Here is a 20,053-nt window from a genome sequence, read left to right as displayed (position 1 = left end):
GCGTTGCTGTACGCCTCGCGCGAACGCGCCCCGAGGAAAACACCGCTGGCACGGCATCTGCTCTGTGCAGCGGACAACCGCGCCATGGAGGCGCGAAGGAGAAGGACAAAGGTGGTCGAGATGCTGACGGCGGGGAAGCGGTTGGCGGTGTTCTCCATCCGCGAGGGCAAGGGCGGGAGCATCTGGGTGCGGGCGGGGAGCGCGTTCGTGAACAAGGACGGCTCGCTCAACGTGCTGCTGGATGTGCTGCCGCTGGACGGGAAGCTGCACGTGCGCGAGGCGGGGGACAAGAAGGACACGATGCAGGCGGGGGGTGGTGGGCGCTACGGGCTGGACGGCGGGCTGGACTCGCTGCCGGTGGGAGGCCACTCGTGAGCGGAGGGGTGATGCGGGTGGCCGCGGTGCTCGGGCTGTGGCTGTGGCTGGGGCCCGGGAGCGCGGAGGCCGCTCAGGCGAAGACGCGGACGCAGTACACGGGGGTGGTGAACCTCAACGAGGCGACGGTGGCGCAGTTGGATCTGCTGCCGGGCGTGGGCGAGAAGGCCGCGCAGCGCATCGTCACCTGGCGCGGGAAGCGGGCCTTCAAGCGCATCGAGGAACTGGTGCGGGTGAAGGGCTTCGGCAAGAAGCAGTTCCTGAAGCTCAAGCCGTACCTGACGCTGCAGGGCCCGACGACGCTGAAGGTGGAGAAGGTGCCGGTGCGGGCCGACGAGGTCCGCATCACCGGCTCCGTGGCGAAGCACTGAGGGTACGGAGAGGGAGGGTGCCCGTCCCCCGGGCATCCTCCCTCCCGTGCGTTGCTCACCGGCCGGAGGCGCGGGGCAGCGAGATGACGTCGGCCTTCTCGGTGAGGGCCATCTCGGGCGTGAGTTGAAGGGGCTGGACGGGCGCGGAGGTCAGGGTGGTGGCCTCGCGCATGGCGCCGATGAGTTGCTGCCGGCCATGGGGATAGGGCGCTTCCGGACCGGTGAGGGACATCAACTGGTCCTGCAACACCTCACCCGCGGGCGTGCGCAGTTCCCGGTCATGCTGGAGCAGTCCCATGATGATGGCGTCCAACGCGGGCGAGATGCCGGGCACGAAGTGGGAGGGCGGCAGCAACTGCTGCCGGGTGGAGGCGAGCATCAGCTCCGCGTCGTTCTCGCCCCGCAGGACGCGCTGGCCGGTGAGGGCCTCGTGGAGGGTGAGGCCGAGGGCGAAGAGGTCCGTCCGGCCATCCAGGGGTTTGCCGTAGGCCTGCTCCGGCGCCATGTAGCCCGCCTTGCCGCGCACCGTCTGTGCCTGGGTGAGGGCGAGCTGGTTGGCCGCGCGCGCGATGCCGAAGTCCGACACCTTCACCTCGCCGATGCGCGAGAGCAGGATGTTGGGCGGGTTGAGGTCGCGGTGCACCAGGCCGAGCGGCTCACCCTTGGGGCCGGTGCGGCCGTGCATGTACATCAGCGCGGCGGCGACCTCGACACCGATATAGGCCACCGCCGCGGGAGGCAGCCGCGTCCAGGACACGCGCCGCAAGAGCGAGCTGAGCGGCATGCCGTCCACGTACTCCATGGCCAGGAAGACGGTGCCCTGGTGCCGTCCCAGGTCGAGCACCTGGACGATGTTGGGGTGGATGAGCAGCGAGCCCAGCTCGGCCTCGCGCCGGAAGAGGCCGAGGAACTCCTCGTTGTCCGCGTACGCCGGGAGGACGCGCTTGATGGCCACCTGCTTCTCGAAGCCACCCTCGGGGCTGTAGGTGGCGCGAAACACCTCGGCCATGCCGCCCACGCCGAGCCGCTCGTGGAGGAAGTACTTCCCCATCACGTCCTTCTCACGGATGGCGCGCAGGGCGTCCTCGGCCTTGCTCACGATGAGGCTGGCCAGCGTCGCCGCCAGCGGCCCGTAGCAGAAGAGGAACACGCAGCGCAGCAGCACCATGGGGAACGTCAGGGTGCTCAGGGGTTCGGCCGGGAGCCGGGGCAGGGCCACCAGCAGGTAGAGCGCCATGTACTCCAGCGCCACCAGCGCCGCCGCCGCGTAGGCCAGCTTCCGTCCCGCGCGGAGCGCACACACCACGATGAGCGCGCCCCAGGCCGCCAGCGGTGGCGCGGTGAGCGCGTACACGGCGCCATGGGAGTACACGTCCATGACGAACACCGCCGCCGGAATGGACACGGTGATGGCGCTGTCCACCCACTGCATCGCCGGGTGGAAGCCGCCCCGCCGCAGCTCCCGCAGCATGAACGTGTAGTAGAGGCTCAGTCCTCCCGTCAGGCCCGCGATGCCCAGCGACAGCCGCCAGCCGATCACTCCGACGAGCAGCAGCGCGGCCACGCAACTCAGCAGGGTCATCGCCCGCATGAAGCGCGCGATGGACATCTCGCGGGGGACGACGTCCTGATCCAGGTACTCCTGCAGCAGACGTGCGGAGTGCGATGCGCGGGGGGCGGCGGCTTCCATTGAAGGCCAGTCTAGCCGACTTCCCGGCCCACCACCGACGCGCCCCTTCTCCCTCCGAGCAAGCCCATGCCCTAACCGAACGTCACGTTCATCAGCTTCACGATGGGCTCGTCCCCATAGAAGTCGATGATGTTCACCGACGCGTATCCCTGCTCCATCCGGAACAGGTTGGCGTCCGGCATGCCCAGCGCCTCGGCCAGCAGCGTCCGGTTCACCCCGCCGTGCGACACCAGCACGAACGTCTCGCCCGCGTGCCGCGTCCGCAGCTCCCGGCCCGCCGTCAGCACCCGCTCACGCATCTCCGGGTAGCTCTCCCCTTCGGGGAAGCGCACCCGCGTCGGATGCGCCATCCACTCCGCGTACACCTGGGGGTAGCGCTGCTCCGCCTCCTCGTAGCTGAGCCCCTCGAAGAGACCGAAGTCGATCTCCCGGAACGCCGCCTCCGTGTCCACCGTCATCCCCTTCAGCTCCGCCAGCGGCGCCGCGCTCTCCCGGGCCCGCTGCCGGGGGCTCGTGTAGATGCGCAACAGGGGCGCCTCGGCCAGGAACCGCGCGGCGCGCTCGGCCTGCAACCGGCCCGCGGACGACAACCCCACGTCCAGCCGCCCGTAGCACCGGCCCCGCATCTCCTCCACGGGCTGCCCATGGCGCACCAACACCATCCGCGTCATTCCCTTCGGAAGCCGCCAGTCCATCACCCCTCCCCCAGCCCGAGCAGCACCACGAACACCCACGTCCCACCTACCTCCGTGTTCGTTCCCATCTTCTTCTCCCGTCATCCCCCCATCCGTTGCATGCACCAGGCGCCCTGGATCGCCCACTCCACTGTCACCCCACCCAGTATCACGCCTCCCTGCCCTCCGGGCACACCCACCGCCCATGCGGACATCAATCCGCCGGGGCCACACCTACCCTCGCCGACACGTTCGTCCAGGCGGCGACCGCCCCCCGCACCACGGCCATCAGGGCTGAATCCACCCCGCCCCAGGGCACCAGCCTCCCCGCCACCAGCCCCAGCACGAACGTCAGCGCCAGCATGCGGATCCCCCACACACGGCGCCCCCGGGCCTTCGGCGCCGGTCCGCCCCCCGCCACCGCCCGCTTCAGCGCGACGCCCTCCTCGTCCAGCACCAGCACGCGGACCTTGATGCCGCCAGAGAGCAACGTCTCCACCAGGGTCTCCAGGAAGCCCTCGTAGTGCTCCGGCGACAGGTCCAACTCCATGCCGTGGTGGGACGCGTAGCGCAGGGCCACCGACTCGTAGCAGCGCAGCTGCGCCTCCTGCTTCGCGGTGTCCACCCAGCCGCAGACGATGGAAGGCGCCGACCCCTCTCGCGCCACGAGCGAAATGGACTGCCGGGCCAGGAGTCCTCCCGCCGTGCTGGGCCCCTCGGGCTCGTCCACCCGGAGCACCCGGTAGGGCGCGCGGCCGAAGAACCGCCGGGAGAACGTGTCCCTCAGCAGGTCCGCGATGAGCACCGCCTTCGTCGAGAACACCGTGCGCAGCTCCGGCTCCTCGTCGACCGGGACATCGACCGGGGCGATCAGCCTGCCCGTCGTGTCCTCATCGACCACGGGCGGAGCCGTGCGCGTCGCATCCGTCAGCTCCAGCTCCGGATAGCGCCAGGGCGCTTCCCCCGTCTGCTCCAGCGTGGAGAAGTCGAGCTTCCGCTCGCGTCCGAGGTTCATCTTCCTGTCCGCCATGGGCTACCCCCTTGCTGTCCCTGGATTCCGGGCGCGGCAGGATACGAGGAAGACCCACCTTTGGGTACCCGCCGGGGCTCCATCCGCTATAACGGATACACTGCTTGACAAACGGAGGGGTGCCGGGCACTTTGTGAATCGTTCATGCCCGCCCTCCGAGCCCCGCACATGAAGGTGTGTTGCCGCCGGTCCACGGGGGTGGGTGCTCGCCCGCCGGAAGCCTGAGGGCCGCCGGTCACGAGTTCTTGGAGAGCCCACCACCCCGCGGGGGACGGTGGGCTTTTGAATTTCATGGGGTACCTCGATGAAGTCGCCATCCGCTCGCAGGCTCACCGCCGCCCTGCTGTCGCTGCTGCTGTCCGCCGTGCCCGCGCTGGGAGGCTGCTCGAAGCCGGGGGCCGCGCAGGGCGAGCCCATCACCCTGCTCAACGTCTCGTATGACCCCACGCGCGAGCTCTACACGGACCTCAACGCCGCCTTCGCGAAGCAGTGGGAGGCGAAGCACGGGACGAAGCTCGTCATCAAGCAGTCCCACGGCGGCTCGGGCAAGCAGGCGCGCGCCGTCATCGACGGGCTGGACGCGGACGTGGTGACGCTGGCGCTCGCGTACGACATCGACATGCTCCACGACAAGGGGCAGCTCATCCCCGCGGACTGGCAGAAGCGGCTGCCGAGCAACAGCTCGCCGTACACGTCCACCATCGTCTTCGTGGTGCGCAAGGGCAACCCCAAGGCCATCCGCGACTGGGAGGATCTGCTGCGCGAGGGCGTGAGTGTCATCACCCCCAACCCGAAGACGTCCGGGGGCGCGCGCTGGAACTACCTGGCGGCGTGGGGCTACGCGCGGCGCAAGGCCGGCGGTGACGACGCGAAGGCGCGGGAGTTCATCTCGAGGCTCTTCAAGAACGTGCCGGTGCTGGACTCGGGGGCGCGCGGCGCCACCACCACCTTCGCCGAGCGTGGGCTCGGGGACGTGCTGATCGCCTGGGAGAACGAGGCGTTCCTGCTCACCGGGGAGGTGGGCAAGGACGAGTTCGAGATCATCGTCCCCTCGGTGAGCATCCTCGCCGAGCCGCCGGTGGCGCTGGTGGACAAGAACGTGGACCGCAAGGGCACGCGCGCCGCGGCCGAGGCCTGGCTGCAGTACCTCTACACGGACGAGGGCCAGGAGCTGGCCGCGAAGCACCACTTCCGGCCCCGCTCGCAGAAGGTGGCCGCGAAGTACGCCCACCGCTTCCCCACCGTGAGCCTCTTCACCATCGACGAGGTGTTCGGCGGCTGGAAGCAGTCGCAGAAGCAGCACTTCGACGATGGCGGTTCCTTCGACCAGCTCTACGTCCCCCAGGCGCAGTAGTCCGGAGCCGCGCACGCCATGCACAGCAGCGCACGACGCCGCGTCCTGCCGGGCTTCGGGCTGACCCTGGGGCTCAGCTGGTTGTACCTGGGCCTCATCGTCCTCCTTCCGCTGTCCGGACTCTTCCTCAAGACGTTCTCCCTCTCCTGGGCGCAGTTCTGGGACACGGTGGCCGCGCCCCGGGTGCTGGCCGCGTACCGGCTCAGCTTCGGGGCGGCCCTCGCCGCCGCCCTGCTCAACGCCGTCTTCGGCCTGCTGGTGGCCTGGGTGCTGGTGCGCTACCGCTTCCCGGGCAAGGCGCTCGTGGACGCGCTGGTGGACCTGCCCTTCGCCCTGCCCACCGCCGTGGCCGGGCTGACGCTCACCACCCTCTACTCGCGCAATGGCTGGTACGGGCAGCACCTGGAGGCGCTCGGCTTCCAGGTGGCCTTCACGCCGGTGGGCATCGTCATCGCGCTCACCTTCATCGGGCTGCCCTTCGTGGTGCGCACCGTGCAGCCGGTGCTGGAGGACATCGACGCGGACGTGGAGGAGGCCGCCGCCACGCTCGGCGCCACGCCCTGGCAGGTGTTCACCCGCGTCCTCTTCCCCAGCGTGATGCCCGCCCTGCTCAGCGGCTTCACCCTCGCCTTCGCCCGCGCCATCGGCGAGTACGGCTCCGTCGTCTTCATCTCCGGCAACATGCCCATGAAGACGGAAATCGCGCCGCTGCTCATCATCACCCGGCTCGAGCAGTACGACTACGCGGGCGCCACGGCCATCGCCGGGGTGATGCTGGCGGTGTCGTTCGCGATGCTGCTCGCCGTCAACCTGCTGCAACGCTGGACCCATCGCCGGTTCGAAACCCGGCCGGGGACCGGATAGGACGCGCGCCCCATGCACCCCACCTCGCACGCTCCCCGCCGCAACCGGCGCCTCGTCTCGGGGCCCGCCCCCGTGCGCTGGCTGCTCATCGCCGTGGCGCTCGCGTTCCTCGGCTTCTTCCTCGTCGTGCCGCTGGTGGCCGTCTTCACCTACGCCCTGCAGAAGGGCGTGGGCGCCTACTTCGACGCCATCCTGGAGCCCGAGTCCTGGAGTGCCATCCGCCTCACGCTGCTGGCCGCCGCCATCGCCGTGCCGCTCAACCTGGTGTTCGGGCTGGCCGCCGCGTGGCTCATCGCCCGCTTCCGCTTCCCCGGCCGGGACGTGCTGCTCACGCTCATCGACCTGCCCTTCAGCGTCTCGCCCGTCATCGCGGGGCTCGTCTTCGTGCTGCTCTTCGGCAGACAGGGGTGGCTGGGGCCGTGGCTGGCCGAGCACGACATCCACATCATCTTCGCCGTGCCGGGCATCGTGCTGGCCACGGTGTTCGTGACGTTCCCCTTCGTGGTGCGCGAGGTGCTGCCCATCATGCAGGCGCAGGGGCACGACGAGGAGGAGGCGGCCCTGTCGCTGGGCGCGAGCGGCTGGCGCACCTTCCTGCACGTGACGCTGCCCAAGGTGAAGTGGGGCGTGCTCTACGGCGTGCTGCTGTGCAACGCGCGGGCGATGGGCGAGTTCGGCGCCGTGTCCGTCGTGTCCGGGCATGTGCGCGGGGTGACCAACACCCTGCCGCTGCACGCGGAGATTCTCTACAACGAGTACAACCTCGCTGGTGCCTTCGCCGTGGCCTCGCTGCTCACGGTGCTCGCGCTGGTGACCCTGGCCGTCAAGAAGTACGTCGAGTGGAAGGCGGAGTCCGCATGAGCGTCGTCGTCGAGCAACTCACCAAGCGCTTCACCTCCGGGGGCACGCCCGCCGTCTCGGACGTGTCCTTCCACGCTCCGTCCGCGGCCATCACCACCCTGCTCGGGCCCTCGGGCGCGGGCAAGTCCACCCTGCTGCGCCTCATCGCCGGGCTGGAGCTGCCGGACTCCGGCTCCGTGCGCATCGAGGGCGTGGAGTGTACGCACCTGCCCGTGCAGAAGCGCGGCATCGGTGTCGTCTTCCAGAGCTATGCGCTCTTCAAGCACATGACGGTGCGGCAGAACATCGCCTTCGGGCTGGAGACGCGCAAGCTGCCGCGCGGAGAAATCGAAGCGCGCGTGGACGAAATGCTGAAGCTCGTGCAGTTGGAGGAGCTGGGCAAGCGCTACCCGGGACAGCTCTCGGGAGGACAGCGGCAGCGCGTGGCCTTCGCGCGGGCGCTCGCCATCCAGCCCAAGCTGCTGCTGCTGGACGAGCCCTTTGGCGCGCTCGACAGCCGCGTGCGCGTCGAGCTGCGCGAGTGGCTCCAGTCCCTGCACGAGCAGACGGGGGTCACCACCCTGCTCGTCACGCATGACCAGGAGGAGGCGCTGGAGATTTCGCAGCACGTGGTGGTGCTCTCGGATGGGCGGGTGGCCCAGGCGGGGCCGCCGGAGGAGATCTACGACCGGCCGGCGACCCCGTTCGTCGCCTCGTTCGTGGGAGGAACCAGCGTCCTGCGCGGGCGTGTGCGCTCGGGCCGGGCCGAGGTGGGCACGCTCGTGGTGGAGGCGCCCCAGAGCGCCCGCGAGGGCGAGGCGGTCCAGGCCTTCGTCCGTCCGCATGACATCAAGATCGCCAAACCCGCGAACGGGAGCAACGAGCTCACCACGGGCCGGGTGGAGCGGCTGAAGTCCGTGGGCGGCTACGTGAAGGTGCTGCTGAAGCTGCCCTCGGGAGAGACGGTCACCGTCGAGGTGCCGCGCGCCGAGTTCGATGACCTGGGCGTCGTCGAGGGAGACCACGTCCACGCGGACGTGCGCATGGCCAAGGTGTTCCTCGGCGACTTCGCCATTTGAGCCTTTGCATCCACCGGTCTCCTCCCGGCTGGCCGGACTCGTCGGAGGTGCCTCCAGAATGGGAGTTCACCATCGGAGGCACTGATGACATCCACGCTGTGGGAGATGCCACTGCGCTCATGGGTGGAAGGGCCCGTGAAGCCGTGGACGGGGCTGCTGCTCACCCTGACCCTGCTGTGCAACGCCTGTGCGGCGGTGCGGCCGCCGGGCCGGGAGACGCACCTGTGCTACACGCCGCACGAGACCGCCGCCCCCTCCTGGGTACAAGGACCTGGTGAGCCGTCCGCGCCCGGGCCCGGGGGGCCGCACCACCGCCAGGGCGCACACGAGGCATTGAAAGCGCCAAGCCCTGGCGGCGTGATGATGGGCACGCGCCTCGTCGTTTCCGCCGAGTGGGTGGAGATGATGCGGCGGCTGGTGCGCACGGGCGTCCTCTCACTGCCCGCCGTGAGCGCGGCGGTACGGATTCAGGCCGGCCTGGCGATGAAGGCGCACGGCGAGCTGCCGCGCGGCGTGCGAGAGGCGTTGGGCGAGGGGCCCGAGGTGCGGGCCATCCGCGTGACGGACAGAGCGGGTGCTGGCATGGCAAGGCGCCCCCGGCACCATGTGCTGCCCAAGGAGTTCCGCGAGTGGTTCGAGAAGCGCGGCTTCACCGGCGAGATGGACATCGACCAGTTCTGCGTGAAGCTGGAGCGGGCGCACCACGAGGCCATCCATGGCGGCGGCAACTGGAAGCTGGGGCGTACCTGGCCCGGTGAATGGAACCGGATGATCATGAAAGCGCTGCGTGATGCCGAGGTCGACGCCGGACGGATGTTGACGCGGAACGAAGTCCTGAGTCTCGCCGCGAAGCGGATGAAGGACTACGATATCCCAGTGAACTTCATCCGCTGGAGAGGGCCATGAGCGACGGACGTGCGTGGCAGGGCAACGTGAAGGCACGTCTGTACGAACGGGTCCGCGCGCTTGGCTACGATTCGCTCACCGCCTTCGCGGATGCTCGTCCCGCTGTCCCGCTGTACTTGCTGGCCAAGGAGCTGGGCAAGGACGACGTCGCCGGAGTACAGGTATTGAGCGGTCTGCTCGCCGAGGCAGAGAGGCGCAAGCAGGTCACACGCTTCGTGCGCGATGTGCTCGTGCGCATGTTGGCCCAAAGCGTCCCCGACGGTTGGCCAGCCGTCATGGATGACGCCAACCGTTTCAATGTGGCCGAGGCACTTGGCTCGTGGTCTGCCTACACCCCGGAAACCCATGAGAAGCGCGTCGAGCAGGCCAGGGCGGCGCTGCGCGCCACCCCCCCACCGCCCGGGTGGCGCCCGCTCGGTCCCGACGACGAGCTGCTCCTCACGCTCCTGCCCGACGAGGAAGCCTGAACTTCCCCTCCGCGCGCGAGCGCGACTTCGGATAGGACAGGCCCATGGAAACGGGATTGCTGACTTCCCTGGGACTCTTCCTGGGCGGTGTCGTGCTGCTGCTGCTCGGGGGGGACTTGCTCGTCAAGGGCGCGGTGGCCCTGGCGGAGCGCCGCGGCGTCCGGCCCCTCACCATCGGCCTCACCCTGGTGGCCTTCGGAACCTCGGCCCCGGAGCTCGCGCTCAACGTGGCGGCGGCCGCGGGGGGCGACACGGCGCTGTGCTTCGGCAACATGATGGGCTCCTCGCTCACCAACATGGGCCTGATTCTCGGCCTGTCGGCGCTGCTGCGGCCCGTGAAGGTGCAGTCCTCCCTGCTGCGGCGGGAGCTGCCCGCGCTGCTCGGCGCGGTGGTGGTGGTGCTGGCACTCGCCCTGCCGCCGCCCCTGCTCGAGGGGGAGCGCCCCGGCCTGTCGCGCCTGGAGGGACTGGTGCTCATCGCGGGCTTCGGCCTCTTCCTGGCCATGCTGCTGCGCTCGGCGGGGAAACCCGCGCGGGTGGGCGCCGAGTTCGCCGAGGAGCTCCGGGAGGTCGCCAGGCACGAGCCCGTCGTCTCGTGGCAGCTCGCCTCCACCATGGTGGCCGGCGGCCTCGCGCTGCTGGGCTTCGGGGGCAAGCTGGGAGAGATGGGCGCCGTCGGCGCGGCCCAGGCGCTCGGCATGTCCTCGCAGCTCATCGGGCTGACCGTGGTCTCGCTGGCCACCACCATGCCCGAGCTCTTCACGAGCCTCATCGCGATGCACCGGGGCCAGGCGGACATGGCCCTCGGCAACATCATCGGCTCGAACATCTTCAACCTGCTCCTCATCCTGGGGACGGTGGCGGTGATGACCACCGTGCCGCTGCCGGCGGGAGGCATGTCCATCCTCCTGGTGCTGCTGGGCTTCACCCTGCTGCTCTTCCCCCTCTCCGTCTCCTTCGACTGGACCATCACCCGGCCCGAGGGGCTGCTGCTGCTCGTGCTCTACCTGGCCTTCATGGCCTGGCAGGTGTGGATGGGGCTGAGCGCGGCCGGGTGAGCGCTCCACCCGCCCCTCCCCGCCCGCCCGGCGCCGAACAGGTCCGTGAGGCTTCGGGACGTGGCCCCTCCGCGCGGATGCGCTGGCCTGGCGCGTCGGCGTCCAGGGGGTGAGGGACCGACGCACCCGGGAGGGGCAGCCTGGGGAGATACGATGGGGAGGACGGTCCGTCCCCGGAGCCCCGCATGTGTCTGTCTCCACTTCCCTCGTCCCCTGCCGGGCGGGGGCTCGCCCACTGCGTGCCGCTGACGCTGGCGCTGCTGATGCTGGGCGGGTGCGCCATGGGCACGCCTCTCCCCGGGCTGCTCACCAGCCCCCGCGCCCACCGCCTGACACCGGCCCTCTCCACCCCGGCGCGCCCGCCCGGGCCCGTGGACGACTCCGTCCGTACGGCCGTGCCGCCCGGCGACGCCCCTGGGCTCGACGAGGACGATGACCCGGAGGACGACGTCGACGAGCAGGCGCCTGGTGCCCCGGCCCTGACGGCGGACATCCCCGGGGACGAGTCCGGCTCGCGGGGACGCCGCCCGGTACGAGGCGAGGACGAGCAGTTGGAGGACGAGAGCCTCGTGGGCTGGAGGGATGGGGTGGGGGAGGGACGCCCCTGGCCGGTGCCCTTCAGCGTGGACCATTTCCAGGGCCTGCTGGTGCAGGTGGGCGTGTCCCCCGAGGTGTTGCCGGGGGACGGCGGCACCCTGTCGCCTCAACAGGCGGCGCAACTGCTGGCCCACCTGCTGGAGGCGGAGGCGGGACTGGGGGAGTTTCCCCGTCAGCGCATGGCGGCGCACCTGCTGCTGGAGGTGGCCACGGCCGCGGAGCCGGTGACGCGCGAGGAGTTGCACGCGCGGATGGACCGCTACGAGGTGGGCCCCTTCTACGCGGCGGAGGACGGGCAGTTGTGGCCGGTGGACACGGGGCTGGAGGTGCCCCGGGGCGCCATGCCCCTGGGCCCCTACGTGCCGGATGACGGCGTGGTGCTACCGGCGCTGGAGGGAGCGGGGCTGGCGCTGGGAGACACACTGGAGGGCCTGGCCCACCTCGTCTTCCACCCCGGCGAGAGCCTGGAGGGCCTGACGCGGCTGCCGGGCGCGGTGCGCGTGCTCTTGCAGAACGCGCCCGAGTACTGGGAAGCCTTCCGCCACAAGCCCCGGGGCGAGCGGGTGCGTGAGGGCTCGCGACTGCTGGCCAACGTGCTGCTGACGGTGGGCACCTCGGGGGCGGGGGCGGTGAAGGCGGTGGGGTGGGGCGAGAAGCTCGGCCGGCTCTCGGTGCCCCTGCTGACGCTGACGAAGCGGGGCGAGCTGGTGCTGCGGCTGGTGGCGGTGCCCGGACGGGCCGTGACGGTGGCGGGCCAGGGGCTGAGCGTCGCCTGGGGCCTGCACCTGGCCAAGGTGGGCTCGGGTGGCGGCAGCGGCTGGGTGCCGCCGGTGGGGGGGCCGGGACAATGGGTGCCCAAGAACGAGCGGATGTCGCCGCGCTCGCGCGCCTTCCAGCACAAGGTGTCGAAGGCCCCGGCGGGCTGGGTCTACCGCGTGTGGCGCAACGGCGAGAAGGCCGACTTCGACGGCTTCGAATTGGAGCAACGCCTGCTGCAGGAGACCAAGGGGCTGGGCTACGACAAGCACTTCGACGCGAACCTCGAGCCCAAGGAATATTTCAAAGGTGCAGCCAGACTCGTCAAGCAGGCACAGCGGCAATGGCGGGTGGCCAACGGCATTGCCATCCGCTGGCACGTGGCGGAGCCCCGCATGGTGCCCATCCTGCAGAAGCTGTTCAAAGCGAACAAAATCACGGGTATTGAGGTGGTGTTCACTCCACCTCCCTGAGGCGAAGCACGCATGAGAGAGACCTACTACGCGGGCATCTACTGGGGGGGCCGCAAGGACTCCGCCGAGGAGTGTGCCCGGCGGGCGGAGGCGTTCTTCCACCTGCTGTCCCAATGCGACCCCATCTACACCCGCTGGTTCGAGCAGGCCGACTCGCGCAAGAAGGCGCTCCAGCTCCAGTTCGAGCCCACCGCCAACACCTTCCTGCGCTTCTTCAAGAGGAGGACGTACCAGGAGGGCCGGGATGGCTTCATGCTCTGGGTGTGGACGGGGCACGAGGAGGGACACGGGGGGCTGGCCACCTTGCGCTGTGGCTCCGCAGCCGAATTCGTGCCAAACAACTGCCTGCTCTACCTGCCGAAGGAGGAGCCGGAGAGGGAGCGCGTCCTCCAGGCGGACGTGCTCGCCGGGGTGCTGCGCGCCATGGTGCTGGCGTGGGAACCGGACTGCGGAGTCGTCACCTCCGACGATTTCCGGGACAGCCTGTCGCCGCAAGGCGATGTGGACCTGGGGTGGTGGACGTACTTCTCTCGTCGCCGTGGGGAAGTGCCGCCCCTGCCGGAGCCGGTGCGGGTGCAACCCGTGGAAGACAAGGGCACGCTCATCCTGCTCACCCCCGAGCGCCTCACCGCCTCCAATCCCGAGCACCTCGCCCTGGGCCGGCATGTCCAGCAGGTGCTGAGCGCCAGGGGCCTGTTGGAGCCGGTCGTTTCCAGACGGCCCGCCACCTGAGACGCAGCCCCCACTCATTGCCAGACACCGGCAGGGGCCCGGCGGGCCCGGGGCCACCGCTCGAGGAGCGAGCGGCCTTCAGGGGAAGCGCACGCCGCGCACGGTAACGGTGCGCGCTCCGCCCGCCTCGTGCAGCTTCAAGAGGAAGGTGCCCCCCAGCTGCGCCTCCTCCGGGGCCTCCGCCTCCACCCCGAGCCGCGCCACCTCTCCCGGTACGAGGGGCCCGGACTGCCACACCCGCGTCACCCGCAGCCGGACACCGTCCATGCTCACCCGTTCCGCCCCCTCCGTCCTCCAGGACCGGGCGCTGGTGTTTCCCTCGCCAACGCGGCCTCGCACCGCTCGACCCGCTCGCGCTGCTGCCGGGTGCTCACGCGGCAGGCTCCGTGGCCGGCTGCTCCTCACGGCGCAGCCGCGCGTCGAGCACGAACGTCCCGAAGGGCACCAGCGACGCGATGAACGCGCCCAGGACGCGCACGAGCGGCCAGCGATGCACCACGGCCACCTCCACGAGGAACAGGAGGTAGAGCACGAACAGCATCCCGTGTGCCCAGCCGACCACCTTCACTCCCAGGGGCATGCCAGCGAGGTACTTCAGCGGCATGGCGATGAAGAGGAGCAGGACGAAGGAAAGTCCCTCGAGCAGGGCGATGGCGCGGAAACGGCCGAGGGACGTGTTCTTCAGCATGGGGGGCCTCGTTCTTTCCCCCCTCGCTTCGCATCGCCGGACACCCGGGTCAACGTGACAACGTGACGCAGCCCTCCGCGCCTCCAGCCGGGCCACCCCGCCTGCCCGTCAGCGCGGCGAACCAGCGGGCCAGCCCCTCCCCCCCTCCCCGGCTCCAGCTTTTCGTCCAGAACCGCCTGACGCCGCTTCGCCGCCCTGGTATCCGGCCCCGGAATCGCGGAAAGTATGGCGTCAAACGAAGGCATGGCGTCTCCCCTGGTGGGAGCGCGCGCGCCCTGGCCCGCCCAAGCTCGCCGGGCCATGGATTTTCCAGGCAGGTAAGGCCTGGATGTACTACCTGTCCAAGATGGAGTAAGCGACAGGAAGGTAGAATTTGGGGGACACTGTACAGATGAAACCCACTGAAGAGGCCACCGACCCAACCCACGCGGACAAGTCCAAGGGCACTCCACTTGGTGAAGTACTGGAATTCATGCGCCTGCTGTGGGCGGTGGATCACGGCCTGCAGTCCACGTCGAAGCGCATGGAGTCCACGCTCGGACTGACGGGTCCGCAGCGGCTGGTGCTCCGGCTCGTGGGGCGTTTCCCCGGCATCACCGCGGGGCGGCTCGCGCAGATCATGCACGTGCACCCCAGCACGCTGACGGGGGTGCTCAAGCGGATGGAGAAGCGCGGGCTGATCGAGCGCAAGTCGGATCCACTCGACGGACGCAAGGCGCTCTTCTCCCTCACCGATGCGGGCCGCGCGATGGACGTGCCCTCCGAGGGCACCGTGGAGAGCGCCGTGGAGCGGGCCATCTCCCGCATGCCGCGCCCCCGCCTGCAGAACGCCCAGGAGGTGCTGATGGCGCTCGCCCAGGAGCTGGGCGCCAGTGAGCCCCAGCCGGACCACCCCAACGGCGGCATGGCCCGGGACCACGAGCACGTGGCGGCGGGCAGCGAGGGGGAGACGGCCTCTCCGAAGACCGCCAGCCGCTGAACCCCGCGGCCTCCTGGTAAGCCGTCAAGCTTCCACCGGCGGACACCCGGCACCGGAAGCCCCCCCCCGGAGACCGGGGGGACGCGCCGCGCGCTCGGGCCTGCTACAGATTTGGGAAATAGGCGGCCCGGCCATGGGTTGCCACGCGACCGAGCGGACCTGACAGCGTGAACCTCGAATCCCCGCAAACCCCAGGCGCGGAGCTCCCGCCTCCGCCTCCCCCGCAGCCCCCTGCTCCGCCTCCGGCGCCCGAGGTGGAGCCGCGCTCGCCGGGCGTGGAGCGGCTGCTCGCCGCGGTGCGTGCCCGCCAACGCCGCCAGCTCTGGCTGCGAGGCGCGCTGCTGGGCACCGCCACCGTGCTCATCCTGGCCGTGGCCGGTGGCTTCCTGGCCCTCGCCGCCCCGGCGGCCGGCCGCTGGGTGCTGCTGCTGTCCCCGGTGGCGGGCGCGCTCGTGGCGTGTGCCTTCGGCGTGTGGCTCTCCCTGCGCACCGTGGGCGATGACCAGCGCACCGCGCGCCTCATCGGCGAGCGCCAGCCGCAGCTCTCCCTGGACGTGCTCGCCGCGGTGGAGCTGAGCCGCGAGCGGGGCCAGCAGCCCCAGCACTCGGCGGAGCTCGCCGAGGCCTTCCTGCGGCAGATGGACCTGCGCGCCGCCCAGGTGGACCCGGGCACGGTGGTGGACTCCGCCCGCCTCAAGCACACGGCCCTCGCGGTGGGTGGCGTGGCGCTCGCGCTGGGGGTGGTGCTGGGCCTGGCCGGCTCCTCCTGGCGCGCCGGGTTGGACAAGGCGCTCGCCTCCGCGCGGCAGATGGTGCGGGCCGAGCAGCGCGAGCCCATCACCGGCGACATCGAGCTGACGTACCGCTACCCGGCCTACACGGGGCTCGCCCCGCGCACCGTGCCGGGCACCAATGGGGAAATCAGCGCCCCGGCCGGCACCGAGGTGCAGCTCGAGACACGCTCGGACCGCGAGGTGGAGCGCGCGGAGATCGTCGTCAATGGCGAGACGCTCCCGCTCACCGTCCAGGACAAGCGCGAGCTCACCGGCAGCTTCGTGACGAAGAAGAGCGGCAACTACCACTTCGTCTTCTACGGCCCGGGCCGCAAGGCCATCGCCACCGGCCCGGACATCCCGCTCAACGTGGAGGCGGACACCCCGCCCCAGGTGACGCTGCTCACGCCCGCGGCGGAGATTGAAATCGACCCGGGCCAGCAGGTGACGCTCAAGTACGAGGCCAGCGACGACTACGGCCTCAACGGCCTGTCGCTCGTCTTCCGCACGCCGGGGGCGAAGGAGGAGTCGCGCCTGCCGCTGCCCCGCGAGGATGGCCGGCGCGACAAGGGCACCTATACGTGGGACCTGGGCTCGCTGAAGGTGGAGGCGGGAGACCGCATCTCCTACTACGTGGAGGCCAGGGACAACGACGCGGTGGAAGGCCCCAAGCGGGGCGTGAGCCGCACGCAGGTGCTGCGCGTCTACAGCGCCGCCGAGCACCGCCGCGCCGCCCTGCAGAAGGCCGAGGCGCTCTGGGGCCGCATGGTGGACCACCTGGCGGACCGGCTGGAGGGCCCGGACCGGGACAAGACGAAGGACGTGCAGAAGGTGACTGCGGCGCAGACGGTGGACACCAGCGGCCAGACGCTGGTGTCGGACATCCGCGCGCTCGCCCAGGAGCTGGCCCGCGAGCGGGACAACCCCGCCGAGCTCGTCGCCGCGCTCTCCAACGTGGCGCAGACACTGGGCCCCAAGGTGCGCGCCACCGCGGACCTGCGCCGCATCTACCTGCGCACCCAGCAGCGCCGCACGGGCGGCGATGACTTCGGCACCGGGGCCCGCCTGGGCGTGCTGGTGGAGGAGGAGGTCGCCGAGCTGGAGAAGGACATCCTCTACCTGGAGTCGCTGCTGGACCGGCAGAAGCTGGAGGCGCTGCAGGAGCTGGCCAGACAGCTGGCCTCCGAGCGGCGCGAGCTGGCCAACCTCATCGAGCAGTACAAGCAGAACCCGGATGAGCAGGTGCGCGAGCAGGTGATGCAGCAGATCCAGCAGGTGCGCAAGCGCATCGACGAGCTGATGCAGCGCATGGCGGAGATGCGCCAGGGCATCCGCGACGAGCACCTCAACGCCGAGGCCCTTCAGGAGATGATGAAGGACCAGGACATGCAGAGCGCGCTCGACGAGGTGGAGCGGCTGATGCGCGAGGGCAAGACGGACGAGGCGCTCGCGAAGCTGCAGGAGCTGTCCATGCAGATGGACGAGATGCTCAACGGCCTGAACGACGCGCAGGAGGAGTTCGGCAACGAGCAGTACCCGGAGCTGGCCAGGAAGTTCGGCGAGTTCATGGACGAGCTGCAGAAGACGGCGCAGGAGCAACAGCGCGTGGCGGACGCCACCAAGGCGCTGCGCGACCAGGCGCGGCAGCAGAACAAGGATCGGCTGGCGGAGAAGGGCCGGGCGATGAAGGAGGAGCTGCAGCGCCAGCTCGAGCAGGTCCAGAAGGACTACCAGGAGCTGAGGCCGGACGAGCTCAACAGCCGGGCATCGCGGCCGCTGGAGGAGGCGCAGGCGGAGCTGGAGAACGCGAGGAACGCGCTGAAGGTGGACGACTTCGACCTGGCGGCGGAGGCGGCGCAGCGGGCGTCGGAGGCGGCGCAGCAACTGGCCAGCTACGGGGAGCAGCAGCGCGCGCTGGACGAGCTGTACGGCAACCCGGACGAGGTGCGCGAGCAATCGGCGAAGCTGGCCGAGAAGCTGGAGAAGGACGCGAAGACGGTGGAGGACGTGAACCGCAAGCTGCAGTCGCTCTTCCCGTCGCCGGGCTCGCAGATGGGGCCGCAGGAGAAGCAGCAGCTGCAACAGCTGGCCCAGCAGCAGCAGTCGCTGGAGCAGAAGGCGCGGGAGCTGCGCCAGCAGATGCAGGACATGGAGCAGATGGCGCCCATCTTCGGCCAGGAGGCGGGAGACCAGATGGACGAGATTGGCCGGCGGATGGGCGAGGCGGCGCAGCGGATGCAGGGCAAGGACGCGAACCGGGGCTACGGCGAGCAGCAGGCGGCGCTGGAGGGGCTGAAGCAATTCCAGCAGCAGATGAAGGAGAGCCAGCGGGGCCGGGGCAAGGGACGCGGACTGCCGTTGCCGATGGGCATGGGCCGCCAGCAGGGCAACGGGACGGACCCGCGCGACAAGGTGGAGATTCCGGACGAGGAGGCCTACCAGGCGCCGAAGGAGTTCCGGAAGGATCTGCTGGACGCGATGAAGGAAGGGACGCCGGAGAAGTACCAGGACCAGGTGAAGCGCTACTACGAGGAGCTGGTCAAGTGATGAACCGGGTTGCAAGCTCCCTCTCCCTCTGGGAGAGGGCTGGGGTGAGGGTCTTCGCCCTGCTGTCCCTGTTCCTCGTCACGAGCGCCCAGGCCCAGGACGCCCTGAAGGCGGAAGCCAAGGAGCGGCTGGGGAAGGTGGAGGCGGCGCTGGACGCCTGGGACGTGCCGGGAGCGCGCCGGGAGCTCCAGGCGCTGGAGGGAATCGTCCCGGAGGACGTCGAGCCGCTCAAATACTTCCAGGGCCGGGTGGCCTTCGAGGAGGGCCGCTACGACGAGGCCATCGAGCTGTTGCAGGCGGCGAACATCGAGGACAAGCCGGGCAGCTACCTGCGGCTGGCGAAGGACACGCGGGCGATCGTGAAGGACTACGCGCGCGCGGAGAGCGAGCACTTCATCTTCTTCTACCCGAAGGGGAAGGACGAGGTGCTGGTGCCGTACGCGCTGGAGACGCTGGAGTCCATCCACCGCGCCCTGGCCGAGGACCTGGGGCACCGGCCGCCGGGAGGCAAGATTCGCGTCGAGGTCGTCAACAACGCGCGCGAGCTCTCCAAGGTCAGCACCCTCACCTACCAGCAGATTCAGACGACGGGCACCATCGCCATCTGCAAGTTCAACAAGCTGATGGTGACGAGCCCCAAGGCGGTGGCGCGGGGCTACGACTGGCAGGACACGCTGTCGCACGAGTACATCCACCTGGTGGTGAGCCAGATGAGCCGCAACACGGTGCCCATCTGGCTGCACGAGGGACTGGCCAAGTTCCTCGAGTCGCGCTGGCGGGGCGAGCCGGGGCTGGCGATGACACCCTCGACGCAGGCGCTGCTGGGGCGGCGGGTGAAGGAGGACAAGCTCATCCCCTTCGAGAAGATGCACCCGTCCATCGCGATGCTGCCCACGGCCGAGGACGCGGCCACGGCCTTCGCCGAGGTCTACTACGCCATCGACTACGTGCACGAGACGCAGGGCAACAAGGGCCTGCGGGAGATCATCCTCGGCCTGCGGGATGGGAAGCCGGACCGCAAGGCGGTGGAATCCGCCACGAGCATGTCCTTCGCCCAGTTCGAGAAGAACTGGCTGGCGCACATCAAGAAGCAACCCTTCCCCCAGGAGCTGCTGCCGCGCGAGGAGGTGGTGCTGAAGGAGAACGCGAAGGACCAGGACGAGAAGAAGAAGGGGCGGGAGATCTCCTTCGGGGACTTCGCGGAGGTGACGGAGCTGCCGGCGCGCAAGTTCGCGCACCTGGGCGAGCTGATGCGCGAGCGCAACCGCATCAAGGCGGCGGCGGAGGAGTACTCCAAGGCGCACCGGCTGGTGGGCGACAAGTACGAGTCCGTGTCCAACAAGTACGCGCTGGCGCTGCTGGAGCTGCGGCGGCTGGACGAGGCGGAGAAGGTGCTGCGCGGCTCGCTGCGCGTGCACCCGGGCTCGCCGAGCACCAACGTGCACCTGGGCCGCATCCTGCTGTTCCGCAAGGACTACCCGAAGGCCAGACAGGCCTACCTGGAAGCGCTGGCGGCGGACCCGTTCGACCCGGAAATCCACATCGCGCTCATGCGCATCCACGGGGCCCTGGGCGAGACGGCGCTCGTCACGCGCACCAAGGCGGCCAGCGTGGTGCTCACCGGCCTCAAGCCCGAGGACGTGGAGCAGGTGTCCCGCGAGTTCATGCGCGAGGACAAGGAGCTCGTCGAGACGGGAGACGTGGGTGCCTCGGCGAGCAAGAACACCGCCCCCGCGCCCGAGACCCCCGCGAAGGACGGCGGTAGGTAACCGACAGCGGAGCACGAAGGGGCACGAAACC

Annotated in this window: 18 protein-coding genes and 1 pseudogene; 14 read left to right on the top strand and 5 right to left on the bottom strand. The window is 70.0% G+C overall.

Annotation, left to right across the window (positions count from 1 at the left end):
* Nucleotides 1-120 precede the first annotated feature (120 nt).
* Both Q664_RS48295 and Q664_RS48290 read left to right on the top strand, forming a co-directional pair.
* Nucleotides 121-375, top strand: coding sequence for a hypothetical protein (locus Q664_RS48295; RefSeq protein WP_043413331.1), 255 nt, complete (start codon nucleotides 121-123; stop codon nucleotides 373-375).
* Nucleotides 372-746: a ComEA family DNA-binding protein gene (locus Q664_RS48290; RefSeq protein WP_235217168.1), complete on the top strand. Its 375-nt coding sequence runs from the start codon at nucleotides 372-374 to the stop codon at nucleotides 744-746. Before Q664_RS48295 ends, Q664_RS48290 begins: the two co-directional genes overlap by 4 nt.
* Before the next feature lie 55 nt (nucleotides 747-801).
* Here the strand turns inward: Q664_RS48290 and Q664_RS48285 are convergent, their stop codons facing one another.
* The 3 genes from Q664_RS48285 to Q664_RS53800 all read right to left on the bottom strand — a co-directional run bounded on the left by Q664_RS48285 (nucleotide 802) and on the right by Q664_RS53800 (nucleotide 4,140).
* Complete coding sequence (locus Q664_RS48285; RefSeq protein WP_043413236.1) at nucleotides 802-2,436, bottom strand: serine/threonine-protein kinase; 1,635 nt, start codon at nucleotides 2,434-2,436, stop codon at nucleotides 802-804.
* Nucleotides 2,437-2,507: 71 nt separating this feature from the next.
* Nucleotides 2,508-3,131: a histidine phosphatase family protein gene (locus Q664_RS48280; RefSeq protein WP_043413234.1), complete on the bottom strand. Its 624-nt coding sequence runs from the start codon at nucleotides 3,129-3,131 to the stop codon at nucleotides 2,508-2,510.
* Between the two features lie 193 nt (nucleotides 3,132-3,324).
* Complete coding sequence (locus Q664_RS53800) at nucleotides 3,325-4,140, bottom strand: hypothetical protein (RefSeq protein WP_052519633.1); 816 nt, start codon at nucleotides 4,138-4,140, stop codon at nucleotides 3,325-3,327.
* A 304-nt stretch (nucleotides 4,141-4,444) separates the two neighbouring features.
* Between Q664_RS53800 and Q664_RS48270 the strand changes: the two genes are divergently transcribed.
* The 9 genes and pseudogenes from Q664_RS48270 (at nucleotide 4,445) to Q664_RS48230 (ending at nucleotide 13,266) form a co-directional block, all read left to right on the top strand.
* The gene (locus tag Q664_RS48270) at nucleotides 4,445-5,494 is read left to right on the top strand and encodes a sulfate ABC transporter substrate-binding protein (RefSeq protein ID WP_043413231.1); all 1,050 of its coding nucleotides are present in this window, start codon (nucleotides 4,445-4,447) and stop codon (nucleotides 5,492-5,494) included.
* A gap of 18 nt (nucleotides 5,495-5,512) precedes the next feature.
* On the top strand, nucleotides 5,513-6,358 hold the full coding sequence (cysT, locus tag Q664_RS48265; RefSeq protein WP_043413229.1) for a sulfate ABC transporter permease subunit CysT: 846 nt from the start codon (nucleotides 5,513-5,515) through the stop codon (nucleotides 6,356-6,358).
* Between the two features lie 12 nt (nucleotides 6,359-6,370).
* Nucleotides 6,371-7,219 (top strand): sulfate ABC transporter permease subunit CysW, encoded by an 849-nt coding sequence (gene cysW, locus Q664_RS48260; protein WP_043413226.1) that lies wholly within the window; start codon nucleotides 6,371-6,373, stop codon nucleotides 7,217-7,219.
* Nucleotides 7,216-8,277 (top strand): sulfate/molybdate ABC transporter ATP-binding protein, encoded by a 1,062-nt coding sequence (locus Q664_RS48255; protein WP_043413224.1) that lies wholly within the window; start codon nucleotides 7,216-7,218, stop codon nucleotides 8,275-8,277. The genes cysW and Q664_RS48255 overlap by 4 nt, the downstream gene beginning before the upstream one ends.
* Before the next feature lie 354 nt (nucleotides 8,278-8,631).
* Nucleotides 8,632-9,183: pseudogene (locus Q664_RS48250) on the top strand (DUF2380 domain-containing protein); the annotation flags it as partial.
* Complete coding sequence (locus tag Q664_RS48245) at nucleotides 9,180-9,650, top strand: NUDIX hydrolase (protein WP_043413222.1); 471 nt, start codon at nucleotides 9,180-9,182, stop codon at nucleotides 9,648-9,650. The pseudogene Q664_RS48250 and the gene Q664_RS48245, both read left to right, overlap by 4 nt.
* Nucleotides 9,651-9,694: 44 nt before the next feature.
* The gene (locus Q664_RS48240; RefSeq protein WP_084610967.1) at nucleotides 9,695-10,708 is read left to right on the top strand and encodes a calcium/sodium antiporter; all 1,014 of its coding nucleotides are present in this window, start codon (nucleotides 9,695-9,697) and stop codon (nucleotides 10,706-10,708) included.
* A gap of 185 nt (nucleotides 10,709-10,893) precedes the next feature.
* Nucleotides 10,894-12,534, top strand: coding sequence for a Tox-REase-5 domain-containing protein (locus Q664_RS53795; RefSeq protein WP_152622790.1), 1,641 nt, complete (start codon nucleotides 10,894-10,896; stop codon nucleotides 12,532-12,534).
* Nucleotides 12,535-12,546: 12 nt separating this feature from the next.
* Nucleotides 12,547-13,266, top strand: coding sequence for an Imm52 family immunity protein (locus tag Q664_RS48230; RefSeq protein WP_043413219.1), 720 nt, complete (start codon nucleotides 12,547-12,549; stop codon nucleotides 13,264-13,266).
* A 78-nt stretch (nucleotides 13,267-13,344) separates the two neighbouring features.
* On the opposite strand, the gene Q664_RS60355 is transcribed toward Q664_RS48230, so the two are convergent.
* A complete protein-coding gene (locus Q664_RS60355) occupies nucleotides 13,345-13,539 on the bottom strand; it encodes a DUF2381 family protein (RefSeq protein ID WP_200883878.1) in 195 nt (64 codons plus the stop codon).
* Nucleotides 13,540-13,636: 97 nt separating this feature from the next.
* Nucleotides 13,637-13,954 (bottom strand): DUF3817 domain-containing protein, encoded by a 318-nt coding sequence (locus Q664_RS48220; RefSeq protein ID WP_043413213.1) that lies wholly within the window; start codon nucleotides 13,952-13,954, stop codon nucleotides 13,637-13,639.
* 391 nt (nucleotides 13,955-14,345) lie between these two features.
* Here Q664_RS48220 and Q664_RS48215 point away from each other — a divergent pair, with 391 nt between their 5' ends.
* The 3 genes from Q664_RS48215 to Q664_RS48205 all read left to right on the top strand — a co-directional run bounded on the left by Q664_RS48215 (nucleotide 14,346) and on the right by Q664_RS48205 (nucleotide 20,022).
* Nucleotides 14,346-14,933 carry a MarR family winged helix-turn-helix transcriptional regulator gene (locus tag Q664_RS48215; protein WP_084610965.1) on the top strand — a complete coding sequence of 196 codons (588 nt, stop codon included), beginning with the start codon at nucleotides 14,346-14,348 and terminating at the stop codon, nucleotides 14,931-14,933.
* A 167-nt stretch (nucleotides 14,934-15,100) separates the two neighbouring features.
* The gene (locus tag Q664_RS48210; protein WP_084610964.1) at nucleotides 15,101-18,253 is read left to right on the top strand and encodes a DUF4175 family protein; all 3,153 of its coding nucleotides are present in this window, start codon (nucleotides 15,101-15,103) and stop codon (nucleotides 18,251-18,253) included.
* A complete protein-coding gene (locus Q664_RS48205) occupies nucleotides 18,253-20,022 on the top strand; it encodes a peptidase MA family metallohydrolase (protein WP_043413209.1) in 1,770 nt (589 codons plus the stop codon). Before Q664_RS48210 ends, Q664_RS48205 begins: the two co-directional genes overlap by 1 nt.
* The last annotated feature ends 31 nt before the right edge of the window (nucleotides 20,023-20,053 follow it).

The organism is Archangium violaceum Cb vi76, from assembly GCF_000733295.1.
Taxonomy (GTDB): Bacteria; Myxococcota; Myxococcia; order Myxococcales; family Myxococcaceae; genus Archangium; species Archangium violaceum.
This window is presented reverse-complemented; position numbering and strand designations above follow the sequence as displayed.

What these genes read in the sequence shown, in the direction of transcription:
- Q664_RS48295 (WP_043413331.1), top strand. Translation starts at nt 121, where the DNA reads ATGCTGACGGCGGGGAAGCGGTTGGCGGTGTTCTCCATCCGCGAGGGC.
- Q664_RS48285 (WP_043413236.1), bottom strand. Translation starts at nt 2,436, where the DNA reads ATGGAAGCCGCCGCCCCCCGCGCATCGCACTCCGCACGTCTGCTGCAG.
- Q664_RS48280 (WP_043413234.1), bottom strand. Translation starts at nt 3,131, where the DNA reads ATGGACTGGCGGCTTCCGAAGGGAATGACGCGGATGGTGTTGGTGCGC.
- Q664_RS53800 (WP_052519633.1), bottom strand. Translation starts at nt 4,140, where the DNA reads ATGGCGGACAGGAAGATGAACCTCGGACGCGAGCGGAAGCTCGACTTC.
- Q664_RS48270 (WP_043413231.1), top strand. Translation starts at nt 4,445, where the DNA reads ATGAAGTCGCCATCCGCTCGCAGGCTCACCGCCGCCCTGCTGTCGCTG.
- cysT (WP_043413229.1), top strand. Translation starts at nt 5,513, where the DNA reads ATGCACAGCAGCGCACGACGCCGCGTCCTGCCGGGCTTCGGGCTGACC.
- cysW (WP_043413226.1), top strand. Translation starts at nt 6,371, where the DNA reads ATGCACCCCACCTCGCACGCTCCCCGCCGCAACCGGCGCCTCGTCTCG.
- Q664_RS48255 (WP_043413224.1), top strand. Translation starts at nt 7,216, where the DNA reads ATGAGCGTCGTCGTCGAGCAACTCACCAAGCGCTTCACCTCCGGGGGC.
- Q664_RS48245 (WP_043413222.1), top strand. Translation starts at nt 9,180, where the DNA reads ATGAGCGACGGACGTGCGTGGCAGGGCAACGTGAAGGCACGTCTGTAC.
- Q664_RS48240 (WP_084610967.1), top strand. Translation starts at nt 9,695, where the DNA reads ATGGAAACGGGATTGCTGACTTCCCTGGGACTCTTCCTGGGCGGTGTC.
- Q664_RS53795 (WP_152622790.1), top strand. Translation starts at nt 10,894, where the DNA reads ATGTGTCTGTCTCCACTTCCCTCGTCCCCTGCCGGGCGGGGGCTCGCC.
- Q664_RS48230 (WP_043413219.1), top strand. Translation starts at nt 12,547, where the DNA reads ATGAGAGAGACCTACTACGCGGGCATCTACTGGGGGGGCCGCAAGGAC.
- Q664_RS48220 (WP_043413213.1), bottom strand. Translation starts at nt 13,954, where the DNA reads ATGCTGAAGAACACGTCCCTCGGCCGTTTCCGCGCCATCGCCCTGCTC.
- Q664_RS48215 (WP_084610965.1), top strand. Translation starts at nt 14,346, where the DNA reads ATGAAACCCACTGAAGAGGCCACCGACCCAACCCACGCGGACAAGTCC.
- Q664_RS48205 (WP_043413209.1), top strand. Translation starts at nt 18,253, where the DNA reads ATGAACCGGGTTGCAAGCTCCCTCTCCCTCTGGGAGAGGGCTGGGGTG.